Source organism: Flavobacterium sp. (genome assembly GCF_052437795.1).
Lineage (GTDB): Bacteria > Bacteroidota > Bacteroidia > Flavobacteriales > Flavobacteriaceae > Flavobacterium.
Genome location: NZ_JBQVPA010000002.1, coordinates 715,809 through 728,184, shown reverse-complemented (window position 1 = coordinate 728,184; position 12,376 = coordinate 715,809). Strand labels below are relative to the sequence as shown.

The 12,376-nt window shown below is 45.7% G+C and carries 12 protein-coding genes; 9 read left to right on the top strand and 3 right to left on the bottom strand.

Translation table 11 applies throughout. From position 1 onward, the window contains the following. The first annotated feature begins 12 nt into the window (after nt 1-12). The 4 genes from ACT6R0_RS10115 to ACT6R0_RS10100 all read left to right on the top strand — a co-directional run bounded on the left by ACT6R0_RS10115 (nt 13) and on the right by ACT6R0_RS10100 (nt 3,543). Nucleotides 13-594 carry a hypothetical protein gene (locus ACT6R0_RS10115; RefSeq protein WP_444652355.1) on the top strand — a complete coding sequence of 194 codons (582 nt, stop codon included), beginning with the start codon at nt 13-15 and terminating at the stop codon, nt 592-594. 67 nt (nt 595-661) lie between these two features. Further along, nucleotides 662-1,756, top strand: coding sequence for a Nif3-like dinuclear metal center hexameric protein (locus ACT6R0_RS10110; RefSeq protein WP_444652356.1), 1,095 nt, complete (start codon nt 662-664; stop codon nt 1,754-1,756). Between the two features lie 126 nt (nt 1,757-1,882). Continuing rightward, nucleotides 1,883-2,662, top strand: a complete 780-nt coding sequence (locus ACT6R0_RS10105) for a zinc ribbon domain-containing protein (RefSeq protein WP_444652357.1) — start codon at nt 1,883-1,885, stop codon at nt 2,660-2,662. 38 nt (nt 2,663-2,700) lie between these two features. After that, nucleotides 2,701-3,543 carry an alpha/beta fold hydrolase gene (locus ACT6R0_RS10100; RefSeq protein ID WP_444652358.1) on the top strand — a complete coding sequence of 281 codons (843 nt, stop codon included), beginning with the start codon at nt 2,701-2,703 and terminating at the stop codon, nt 3,541-3,543. A gap of 58 nt (nt 3,544-3,601) precedes the next feature. Here ACT6R0_RS10100 and ACT6R0_RS10095 read toward each other — a convergent pair whose 3' ends face one another. Further along, complete coding sequence (locus tag ACT6R0_RS10095) at nt 3,602-5,260, bottom strand: S8 family peptidase (protein ID WP_444652359.1); 1,659 nt, start codon at nt 5,258-5,260, stop codon at nt 3,602-3,604. 105 nt (nt 5,261-5,365) lie between these two features. Between ACT6R0_RS10095 and rluF the strand changes: the two genes are divergently transcribed. The 5 genes from rluF (at nt 5,366) to ACT6R0_RS10070 (ending at nt 9,996) form a co-directional block, all read left to right on the top strand. Further along, nucleotides 5,366-6,220 carry a 23S rRNA pseudouridine(2604) synthase RluF gene (gene rluF, locus ACT6R0_RS10090; protein WP_444652360.1) on the top strand — a complete coding sequence of 285 codons (855 nt, stop codon included), beginning with the start codon at nt 5,366-5,368 and terminating at the stop codon, nt 6,218-6,220. A gap of 172 nt (nt 6,221-6,392) precedes the next feature. After that, on the top strand, nt 6,393-6,836 hold the full coding sequence (locus ACT6R0_RS10085) for a hypothetical protein (RefSeq protein WP_444652361.1): 444 nt from the start codon (nt 6,393-6,395) through the stop codon (nt 6,834-6,836). Nucleotides 6,837-7,145: 309 nt separating this feature from the next. Continuing rightward, the gene (locus tag ACT6R0_RS10080) at nt 7,146-8,042 is read left to right on the top strand and encodes a helix-turn-helix domain-containing protein (protein WP_444652362.1); all 897 of its coding nucleotides are present in this window, start codon (nt 7,146-7,148) and stop codon (nt 8,040-8,042) included. A gap of 82 nt (nt 8,043-8,124) precedes the next feature. Further along, nucleotides 8,125-8,967, top strand: coding sequence for an SDR family NAD(P)-dependent oxidoreductase (locus tag ACT6R0_RS10075; RefSeq protein WP_444652363.1), 843 nt, complete (start codon nt 8,125-8,127; stop codon nt 8,965-8,967). A gap of 195 nt (nt 8,968-9,162) precedes the next feature. Beyond that, nucleotides 9,163-9,996, top strand: a complete 834-nt coding sequence (locus tag ACT6R0_RS10070) for an oxidoreductase (RefSeq protein ID WP_444652364.1) — start codon at nt 9,163-9,165, stop codon at nt 9,994-9,996. 52 nt (nt 9,997-10,048) lie between these two features. Here ACT6R0_RS10070 and ACT6R0_RS10065 read toward each other — a convergent pair whose 3' ends face one another. Both ACT6R0_RS10065 and ACT6R0_RS10060 read right to left on the bottom strand, forming a co-directional pair. Further along, nucleotides 10,049-11,293 carry an aspartyl protease family protein gene (locus ACT6R0_RS10065; RefSeq protein ID WP_444652365.1) on the bottom strand — a complete coding sequence of 415 codons (1,245 nt, stop codon included), beginning with the start codon at nt 11,291-11,293 and terminating at the stop codon, nt 10,049-10,051. A 162-nt stretch (nt 11,294-11,455) separates the two neighbouring features. Further along, a complete protein-coding gene (locus tag ACT6R0_RS10060; protein ID WP_444652366.1) occupies nt 11,456-12,337 on the bottom strand; it encodes a bifunctional 5,10-methylenetetrahydrofolate dehydrogenase/5,10-methenyltetrahydrofolate cyclohydrolase in 882 nt (293 codons plus the stop codon). Between the last annotated feature and the right edge of the window lie 39 nt (nt 12,338-12,376).

Genomic DNA, 12,376 nt, shown 5'->3' with positions numbered 1-12,376 from the left:
TGTTTACAACCAATGAAAAAACTATTACTCTCTATAGCCATATTGGCAGTAATGACGTTCGCAGCCTGTTCTGAGGACGAAAAAGACTACACGCCGAACTATTTGGGCTGCATGCACTGTGCGATCCCTGATGAAGAAGGCTATGAGGTATGTGTCGACGACAGCGGCAACGCTTTTGTGGGAAATGCCGACACTGGCATACAGTTGGCACAATATTTTGCACTTTTTTGCGACAACGATCCGGAAATACCCGGCCAGACCCCTGTTTACACAGACTGTGTAATGTGTGTAGGCGGAGATCAGGATGGCGTGAAAATATGTAAAGGAGTTAACGGCAATGCGTACACTTTCGCAGGGAATACAGGTACTGATACTGCAACACTATATGCAGATTACTTAGCAGCACATTGTGACAGCTCAGTTGTAGTTCCCGTAACCCTTACAAATTGTGTAGACTGCATGGCGATGAACGTATCAATGGGCGAAGTATGCAAAGGATCTAATAACAATGCATATCTGGAAGGTCAGGATACCGGAATGACTTACACCCAATACATCAACACTATTGAACAGGCCGGCGGAAGCTGCGAATAAAATATACTATGATCCAGGCCGCTCTTAAAGAGCGGTTTTTTTTTGCCCGACCATAAACTAAACTCCTATGAAAATTAAGGACATCACTACGATATTAGAGGAAATGGCACCTTTGGCTTATGCTGAAGATTTTGACAATGTGGGGCTGCTTACCGGCAATGCAAATGATGAGGCAAAAGGCATCCTGATCTGCCACGATGCATTGGAAGCGGTTATTGATGAAGCAATAGCCAAGAACTGCAATATGGTGATCTGCTTCCATCCCATCCTATTCTCGGGACTAAAAAAGATAACCGGCAGGAACTATGTGGAGCGCGCCGTGATCAAAGCCATAAAAAATGATATTGCACTATATGCGGTACACACTGCACTGGACAATCACAAGAATGGCGTGAATAAAATATTTTGCGATGCGCTGGGGCTCAGGAACACTAAAGTATTAGTCGCTAAAGAAGGATTTATTAGAAAGCTTATTACCTATACCATAACTGAAAACTTTGAAAAATTGCGCAATGCACTGTTTGATGCAGGAGCGGGAAATATTGGCAATTATGAGAATTGCAGCTTTAGCAGCCAGGGAAAGGGAACTTACAAGGGCAATGCCGACAGCGATCCTAAGATCGGCGAACCCGGCGAATTTGTAGAAGCTCAAGAGCTAAAACTGGAAGTAACCTTCGAAAAGCACCTTGAAGGCAGGATACTCCAAGCCTTATTTGCCAACCATGTATATGAACAAGTGGCTTATGAAATTTATAGCCTGGAGAACCGCCACCAAAACATCGGGCTCGGCATGACCGGAGAGCTTGAAACCCCTATGGACGAAGCCGCATTCCTGAGATTTGTAAAAGAAAAGATGCAGGCGGGTGGCATACGCCACAGCATGTTTACAGGACGTGAAGTAAAAAAGGTAGCCGTACTGGGAGGTTCCGGCAGCTTTGCCATAAAGAACGCCATTGCATCGGGGGCCGACGTGTTCCTGACAGCCGACCTGAAATACCACCAATTCTATGAAGCGGAAGGAAAGATCGTGCTTGCGGATATAGGCCATTTTGAAAGCGAGCGGTTCACAAAAGACTTTATAGGAAGGTTCCTTTCGGAAAAAATAAAAAGCATACCCGTGGAGATCTCAGGAGTGGATACCAACCCTGTACATTACCTGTAAGATTGGCGGCGCGGACGGAAAGCGATAAAAAAAAATTTAGTTTTCCGTCTTACGAAAAAATTCATTAATTTTGCAATCATTTTATTTATCGGAAGAAAATTCAAATCAAGTTAAGTACTTATTAATATGGCGAATACCAAGGAACTGAGTGTTGAAGACAAATTAAGGACCCTTTATGACCTGCAGCTGATCGACTCAAGGATCGATGAGATCAGGAACGTGAGAGGTGAACTCCCTCTTGAAGTGGAGGACCTGGAAGATGAAGTTGCCGGATTGGGCACAAGGCTTGAAAAACTGAAGACCGACCTTGACTCTATCGAAGAGCAGATCAAGGGTAAGAAAAATGCCATTGACGACCACAAAGCTGCTATCAAAAAATATACGGAGCAGCAGAAAAATGTACGCAACAACAGGGAATTCAACTCACTAAGCAAAGAGATTGAATTCCAGGAACTTGAGATACAGCTGGCCGAAAAACAGATAAGGGAACTAAAAGCTTCTATCGAGCACAAAACAGAGACCATCTCTCAGTCGGCCGAAAAGCTTGAGGCCAAAACTACACACCTTAACCATAAAAAATCGGAACTTGACGCTATCATGTCTGAGACCGAAAAAGAGGAAACTTTCCTTAACGAAAGATCAGCTGAATATTCAGAGATGATCGAGGAAAGGCTTTTGGCAGCATATAAAAGGATCAGGAGCAGTGTAAGGAACGGCCTTGCGGTAGTTTCTATAGAAAGGGGTGCTTCGGCAGGTTCATTCTTTACCATTCCGCCACAAACCCAAATGGAGATCGCCTCCCGCAAAAAGATCATCACCGATGAGCACAGCGGAAGGATACTTGTAGACAGCGCGCTGGCTGACGAAGAAAAAGAGAAAATGGAGCAATTGTTTGCTAAAATATAATACCAAGCCCTCCACACCGGAGGGCTTTTTTAATTGCCATGCAGAAAGCCCTTACCTTTATCATCTCCAAGCTTCTCGGGTCGTACATTAATGTCCTGGGGTACATTTCCCCAAAAAAGGCTACGGCACTTGCCTACAAATACTTTAGTGAGCCAAAGAGCGGCAGGCTGGTTAATGAAGGTCTGCCGGACATATTAAAGGAGGCCGAGGCCCAAATGATAACGCACGGCCAATTCGTTTTCCAGATGTACACCTGGAAAGGGGATCAGAATGTAATATTGCTTGTACACGGATGGGAAAGCAATGCATCGCGTTGGGAAGATCTCATTGCGCACCTCAAGCTTTCCGGAAGTACGATCATTGCGCTCGACGCGCCGGCACACGGGCTGTCATCGGGTACGGAATTCACAATTCCCCGCTATGCTGGATTTATCGACATTATCGTGAGAAAACACAGGCCACAAAGTCTTGTCGGGCATTCCATAGGAGGGGCCACGATATTATATTACCAGGCGCACTACCCTAACGATATCATTGAGAAAATGGTCGTACTTGGCGCTCCCTGCGATTTCAATACCGTCCTGGATAATTATGCCGGCATGCTTAGCCTGAACAGCAATGTGTTCCTGATGCTGAAAAAACATTTTCTGGACAATTTCAGGATAAACACGGATAATTTTTGCGGTGATCTTTTTGCTTCAAAATTAAATGTAAGAGGCCTTCTTGCCCATGATAAGGATGATGCAGTGGTAGCTTTTAAGGAGGGCAAAAAAATAGCCGATGCCTGGCCGGAAGCCGTATTCATCGTTACTGAAGGGCTTGGCCACAGCATGCACGACGAAGGGCTTTACAAACGCATTTACAGCTTCCTGCTAGGCTAAAAAAAAACACGGATAGCGATCTGCCACCCGTGTCTATCATATTTTTTTTAGCCGACCGTTATTTCTTTATTACCCTTTTTACAGCGGTTTTATCACCATCATTTACCTTTACAATGTAGATCCCTTTAGAAAATCCGCTAAAGTCAACTATCGCAGCGGCGGACACCGCCTGCCTGGCCACCAGCTGCCCGATGGAATTATATACTTCGGCCACGGCATTTCCTGAAAAACCTTCTGTGGTAAGTGTAAGTTTGTCCTGTACCGGATTTGGATACACTGCAAAGCTTGCTTTATCTACAGAGGGTGTACCCAGCATATTGGCGATCTCGGCCAGGGCAGCTTCCATATTCGGCAGTGGCCCAATTGGTGTTCCCGCTGTCGCCGATCCCTGTGGCGTTCCTGTCGCAATGAGAAGTTCCCTCATTTGGGGGCCGGTAAGGTACGTTCCGGTAAGCCCATGGTAATATGATTGCAGCACGGCAACACAAGAAGCCACTATCGGCGTCGCAGAGCTTGTTCCTGAGAACATGGTATACGATTGGTTAAAGTCGCCACCTACCTGAAGCACATCGCCGTAACCGGACGTATATACACCCTGGCCCCAGGCATGTACATCTACACGCGAACCATAAGTACTAAAATCCAGGCGATTGTGCTGTGCCGTATTAGTTCCTGCCCCAACGATTATGGCACCACTGTCGCCGCGGTTCATGTACGACTGGTAAAGCGGATCATCAAGGTCCTCTGCACCATTGCCCGCAGCGGCAACGATAACGATACCGGCATCTGTCGCCGATTTGGTAAGCATCCATACCGCATTATCATATTCTGCCGGGCAATAGTCTCCCAGCGCACCTGTCATTTGCAGCTCATAAAGGATCAGGTCGCCTTCATCAGAGGCGTTGATAGCGGCAATGATCGCCTGGAGCCTGTTATACCCGGACACAGGATATTCTGTATGCAGCACCATTTGGTTAGCCCCGTGTGCCATTCCAGACACACCATAAGCGCCTTTATCAGCATACATTACCCCAAAAACCGCAGTACCGTGCTCTGTAAAGTCAACACTTGCATTGGGTGAGATCTGCAGAGCATGGCTTACATTCCTTTCATTGAACTCTTCATGATCCAGGTTTATCCCATATTCTATGTCCCTTATGTTCATCCCCTGGCCATTGAGACCCATATCCCAGGCATACTGCATATTCACACCTATGGTCCCGTTAAGGTATAACTGAAGCGGCTCCCTGTTAGGGGTTACAGGCATGATATCATAGGGTGGCGCGATAGGTTGTGCCGACATAAGGCTGCAAAATTCAACATTGTCCAGTTTTTCTAACGCTTTAGCCAGGTCCAGCATCCTTTCGTTGGTAGGATCGGTTATCGATATCTCAAAAAGATCACGCAATTTGGCAACTGATCGTCCGCTACCTGTATTTTTTATTGCCAGTGCCTCAAGATGTTTAAGCTTTTCTTCAGGTATGGTCACAGCCCTTTCAGCAACTGCCGAATATTGCGCTGCCAGCTTTCCAAAGCCCGGGATCGCCGTTACCAGGTCTTGGGGATAGCCTTGTCCCGGAACAGGTGTATTAAAACAAACGTAGAGCCTGTGGAGGGTACTGCCTTTTTCTAAATGAAGATCTCCCTTCCTGCCCTGGCAAAAAACCAGGCCCGAAAGTAATAGGGAAAAGGCAACGAAAGTAATTTTCTTTTTCATGAGAAGTAATTAATAATTCAATGCGGTCATTTTCAACTGCAAAAAGCAAATATACAAGATTGATCGCTTTGTTCGCACCTCGCTAAAATATTTTACTTTTGCAGTATGGAAGAAGAATTGAAAAGGCTCAACAAATATATTTCAGAAACAGGCTACTGCTCGCGCCGGGAGGCCGACAAGCTCATTGAGGAAGGCCGCGTGACCATTAACGGCATTGTGCCCGAAATGGGGACTAAAGTAACCCCTGACGACGAGGTACGCGTTGACGGCAAGCTGTTGAGGGAAAAGACAGGAAAGCATATCTATCTTGCCTTCAACAAGCCTGTAGGTATTGAATGCACTACGAACCAGGAAGTGCGCAACAACATTGTAGACTACATTAACTACCCTAAGCGCATATTCCCTATCGGAAGGCTTGACAAGGCCAGTGAGGGGCTTATTTTCATGACGGATGACGGCGACATCGTTAACAAGATACTCCGCGCCCGCAACAACCACGATAAAGAATATGTGGTAACGGTAGACAAACCCATTACCGACCGCTTCATCCAGCGTATGGGCAACGGCATCCCGATACTGGACACAGTGACCCGTGAGTGCAAAGTGGAACAGATCAGCAAATACATCTTCCGTATAGTGCTTACACAGGGCCTTAACCGCCAGATACGCCGTATGTGCGAATACCTGGGCTATGAGGTTACTGCACTAAAGCGCATCCGTATCATCAACATATCGCTGGACGTACCTGTGGGCCGCTACCGCGAACTGACCCCTGCTGAGATAAATGACCTCAACAAGCTCATTGAGCCATCAAGCAAAACCGAAGAGGCGAGTTTGCTGCCCCCTAACCCCCAAAGGGGGGATCCTAACCTGCGATCAGGAACTGCAAAACCTGCGTCCACAAGGAACAACCCGAGGAATTTTGGGCAAAAACCGAATGACAGACGAAAGCGATCGTGACAGCAATGTAAAAAAACTAACTGCCAACATCACAACGATTTACATTTCAACATCACAAAAGTAAATTCATCGAAAAAAAACGTCATTATATCGATTTTCAAACGTATTTGTTTGAAAATCGATTTTTTTTATTCAGTTTCATCATAATAATAACAAACCAAAATTAATTTTTATGAAAAAACTTCTAATTTTACTATCATTATTTGCATTTACACTTTCATGTCAAGTTGATGACCAACAAAGTATTAAAACTAATGTTGATCAAAATTCCCATTCTTTACACAAACGTGAAGCATCGATTTCCGAAGTGAAGGTGATCTCAAGAAATCCTTTAAAAATTGAATCAGAGAACTTTACCGTATTAGATGCATATTTTGTAAATGAAAAAAAACATGGCCAGATAATCGCTGCCAATACAGATATTACACAAATTATGTCTAAGGAAAAAGAGGTTGTTCCGGGATTCCATCTTGCTTCATACGGTGATCATGATTGTATGGTATATGGAACATGGACTTACGATTATGATGCGGGAACAGTAACTTTTACATCAGCATCTATCGCAACACAAATATTAATGAATGTATGTACAGAACAAGGGACTCGCTGGGCATAAATTATGGATACAAGAAAAATAATATTATTAATTTTATTCTCATGGCTGCTTTGCAGTTGCGATTCCTCCCGTATAAACAAAACGAAAAAGATCGAATCCACAAATATGGATGCCACAAATTACAATAATTCTACCATAAAGCCGGGAAAATCGAAAGAGTACAAAATAGAAAATGATTCATTATAGATACAATAAACGCCTTGCCTATCCCAAGGCGTTTTGTTTTAGGAAGACCCACTGAGAGGACAATACCTTCATCAGGTTTAAAGGAATTCATTATCTTTGCTTGAATTTTGTAATGACTGAGTTATGAAGCATGAATCGCTTGAAGAGTTTTACCAGATAAAAGACCTCCCTACCCCGGACGGGCTTCATGACGGCATAGGGCATTTTAATGTATTCCGCATCGAGGATTGCATGAAACCCGGCAAAGATGTGCAGTATGCCCGGAGGGACTATTATAAAGTGAGCCTCATTCACGGAAACAACCGCTATCACTATGCTGACAAAAGCATTGAGATAGACGGCACTACACTGATATTCTTCAACCCGCAGGTGCCATATACGTGGGAATCGATAAGTGGTGAGGTCACGGGGTTCTTCTGCATATTCACGTCATCATTCTTTAGCGAAGGCGTACGCAACAACCTTGGCGAGCTGCCGATGTTCGCGCCAGGCGCTAAGCCTTCGTACATACTCACCAAAGAGCAGGAGGCCAATGTTACTGGCATATTCAAAAAAATGCTGGAGGAGATAAGCACTGATTACGCTTTTAAATACGACCTGCTGCGCAGTTACCTTAACGAGATCCTGCACGTGGCCCTAAAAACAGAACCTGCCGAGAGCCTGTACGACCACCCGAATGCCAACTCACGCATTACCGCTGTGTTCAACGAACTGCTCGAAAGGCAGTTCCCTATCGAGACACCTGTACAGCGATTCCAGATGCGCTCCGCAAGCGACTTTGCCGACAGCCTGGCGGTACATGTGAACCACCTAAACCGCGCAGTGAAGTCTACAACAGGCAAGACCACCACCAAGCTCATAAGTGAGAGGGTTTTAACCGAAGCTAAGGCGCTGTTAAAGCACACCGACTGGAACATTTCGGAAATAAGCAACAGCCTGGGGTTTGAGGAAGCTGCTCATTTCAACAACTTTTTTAAAAAACAGACCGCCCATACTCCATCCAATTACAGAAATGTTTGATTTTTGCAATTAAGCGTTTGTTCGGGGCAATAACAGGTCCCTGTTCCCGCCATAACTTTGCCATAAATAAAAAACAACATTTATGGAAAGTAAGCAAAACAAAAAAACATGGTTCGTTACCGGAGCTTCCAAAGGGCTGGGGCTTTCCCTTGTAAAACAGCTGCTGGCGCTCGGGCAGAATGTGGCAGCAACGTCACGGAACCCTAAAGCATTGATCGCTGCTACAGTGGGCACCCATGAGAACCTCCTTCCTTTATACACCGATCTTGCCGATGACGCGTCCGTAAAGCAGGCCTTAGCATTAACGGTTGAAAAATTCGGGACCATTGATGTAGCGATCAATAATGCGGGCTATGGCATTGGCGGCAGCCTGGAAGAGCTTTCTGATGAAGAGGTAAGGCAGAGTTTCGACATCAATGTATTCGGCACCATCAACGTGATACGCAATGTACTGCCGTACATGCGGGAACGAAAAAGCGGGCACATCATTAATATTTCCTCTATTGCGGGGTTCGCGGCATCTACAGGCTGGGCAGCCTATGCCGCCACCAAATTCGCAGTTACCGGCCTTACCGAAGTATTGGCGGAAGACGTTCGCGAATTCGGGATCACTGCCACTGTAGTGCTTCCGGGCGGATTCCGCACCAACTTTTTAGATAAAGACTCTATTGTGATCGCCGATAAGCACATTGATGACTACACCACCATGCGCGAAGCACAGCAAAGGCTGCTGCAACTGGACGGAAAACAGGGTGGCGACCCTGAAAAAGCCGCAGCGCTAATGATCCAAACAGCTTTTGAAGAACACCCGCCTATGCGCCTGATCTTGGGCAGCGATGCCTACAAGCGTGCGACAGCAAAAGTAGAAACAATGGCAAAAGAACTGGAAGCCGGCAGGGAAACAACAATTTCAACAGATTTTTAAAAATTTCATTAACCACATAGATACATAGGATTTATAGTTCTTTATGAGCATAAAGTAAATATAGTTAAACATAGTGAAGCAAAGCTTCAGGCTCTGTGCCACTTGACCGCACTCTATACCCTATAGCTAAAGCTATGTAACTATGCGGTTAAACTATTTTCTCACATTTAAACAATCATTAATTACAACAACATCATGAGTACAAAAACATGGTTCATTACCGGGGCATCTAAGGGCTTCGGACTGGAATTCGTACAACAGCTTTTGGCAAAAGGCCATAACGTAGCGGCAACATCCCGCAAAATATCCGACCTTGAAAAAGCGGCAGGATCACATGGAAATTTCCTCCCATTGGAAATGGACATCACTAATGAAGAAAGTGTAGCACAGGCCATCAACGCTACGATCACAAAATTCGGAAGCCTTGATAAAGTAGTAAATAATGCGGGCTATGGGCTTATAGGCGCGGTCGAAGAACTTAGCGATGCCGAGGCAAGAAAGAACTTTGAGGTGAACGTATTCGGCTCCCTAAACGTGATCCGCCAGGCAATGCCGCATTTGCGTGAGCAAAAAAGTGGGCACATCATCAACATCTCGTCGATTGGCGGGTATGTGGGCGCCTTTCCCGGCTTTGGCATTTACTGCGCTACCAAGTTTGCCGTAAACGGGTTTACCGAGGCGCTGGCAGTGGAGGCGAAACCTTTCGGTATCAATGTTACGGTAGTGATGCCGGGTTATTTCAGGACCAACTTCCTGGAGTCGGATTCGATAGTGGTACCACAAAAACAGATCGATGCCTACCAGTCGACCCGAGATTCGCAGAAGATGCACCAGCAGGAGATCAACGGCAACCAACCTGGCGATCCTGTAAAAGGCGTGGCCGCCATAATCGAAGCCTCTGAAGCGCAAAACCCACCGTTGTACCTGTTCCTGGGCAGCGACTCTGTAGCGATGGGTGAAGAGAAAAGCGATACCATCAAAAGCGAGATAAACGCATGGAGGGAATTGAGTACAAGCACTGATTTTTAAAACCCATTACATAAAGAATCCCGGTTCAGATCACTGAATCGGGATTTTAATTTTATGGGTTGAACAGGTCTGTCACCTCTAATACAAACTGCTTTTCCTCCCCGTTCTTGCCCTGTACTACTATTGGCACTTTGATAGCCGCCTTGGCATTGCGTAACAGGTCAACGATCTCGCACCATTTTTCCTGAGGCATATTTTTGGAAGGGATGCCGTTTATCGAAATGATGGCATCGCCCGGTCCTACCCCGTGCCGTGCCGCTATGCTGTTTTCCCAAACCATGCCTACATGTAGGCTACCGTCAATGTAAACAGGCGAAATTCCAATTGTCTTAAAGAACTTGTCTTCTTTTATTTCCTTAGCGCCCAGATACAGTTTCTTTTTATGCCAGTCCAGTATGACCGTCCCGAATTTTTGAAAAACTTCATTGCCTGTAAGGTACGAATCTCCTGCAGCGACACTTACGAACTGGTCCCTGAGCAAGTGGCCACCAAAATATATGCTGTCAAGAATTGCCGAATATTCATCATCGACCTTGCTATCAAACAGTGTCATAGAGCTTTTGCCCCTGCCCCGAACCATCTTTAAAGCCTTATTTTTTTGGCTGTCAAAGAAAAGGCTGTCGCGTATTTTAAACCCGCCGTTATAGCCTGTATCCATGATGGAGTAAAAGCTGTACTTACCAATGACCTGCTGTACCATGGGGCTACCTGAAAAATTTTCGGTAAAGCCGACCTCAGTGGTCTCTCCTTCAGGCCTGATCTTCTTGTCAGAAAATGTTATTGTTTTCGCCTCATAGTCAATTTTCCAATGGCAGGTGCGCATGATGTTCGTACCGAATATCCCGTCGAGCTTAATGCAGAACAGCTTTTCGAATTTTGCCATGTCGAGTGCCGGGCCTACAACATCCTTAAAAGTAACCGGTCCCAGCTGCAACTGCCCAATACTGTAAAATGGCAGGGCTTCCACCTGCCCCGACCCGTCTACCATGCTGTTGCTGAAAATGGATCTCATGCCAAGTTTATCCCTCAGTTCATTCGACACTAAGGTCGACGCTCCGGTATCGAACATGAAGCTATAGGTTTTGCCCTCAATGACCACGGGCACGATGATCTGGCCGAAGCTGTATTCGAACGGTAATGTATGGGTGAAGTTTTTCTGCACAGGCCGGGCCGCAAAAAGGTATTTGTCCCGGTTTTTAAACGACTCCTTCTGCGCCAGCTTTTCTGCTTTTGTCTGTGAGATCCCGGCAACAGGTAAAAGCATCAATAACGCGAGCAGGTTAAATAGTTTATTCATTGAGCATGATTTATTTCGTGAATATATGAAAAAGGCTACGCATAAAAAAATCGTGAAAGACTGATAACACAGACCATTTAGATCTTGAGGCTTATTATAACCGGAAATAAAAATGCCTGAAGGTTATGAAACCTCCAGGCATTTTGGTATATCTGGATAAAATTATTTCACTTTCCTCTGCTCCCTTGCCAGCAAAGTATTCTTTAAAAGCATGGCAATGGTCATAGGGCCAACGCCGCCCGGTACAGGCGTGATGAACGAAGCCTTTTTGCTCACGTTCTCAAAGTCCACGTCGCCGGTAATGCGATAACCTTTTTCGTTGGTCTCATCCGGTACGCGGGTAATGCCCACATCGATGATGACTACATCATCCTTTACCATCTCGGCTTTAAGATAGTTAGGCACACCCAATGCAGTAATAATGATATCTGCCTGCGTGGTGATCTGATTGATGTTCTTGGTATGGCTATGGGTAAGGGTCACGGTACTGTTGCCCGGAAAGCCCTTGCGCCCCATTAATATGCTCATGGGCCTGCCCACAATATGGCTGCGGCCAATGACCACGGTGTGCTTGCCTGCCGTATCTACGTTGTAGCGTTCCAGCAGTTCCAGTATGCCGAATGGCGTTGCAGGGATGAAGGTGGTCATGTCGAGCGCCATTTTGCCAAAGTTCTCCGGATGGAAACCATCCACATCTTTACTTGGATCAATAGCCATCAGTACTTTTTGGTCGTCGATCTGCTTCGGCAGGGGCAGCTGCACGATGAACCCATCGATATCATCATTTTGGTTGAGCTCTTCTATCTTTCTCAGTAATTCCAGTTCCGAAATAGTGCTTGGCAATTTGATCAGTGTCGATTCGAACCCTACGCGCTCGCAGGCTTTTACCTTACTGCCTACATAGGTAAGGCTGGCGCCGTCATTACCCACTATCACTGCGGCAAGGTGCGGCACTTTTTCGCCCTGATCCTTCATTTTGCCAACTATCTCGGCAATTTCATTCTTAATGTCGTCCGATGTCTTTTTTCCGTCGAGTATCTGCATTGTGTTGTGTATGTTTAGGATAGATGTTTATGTTCCATT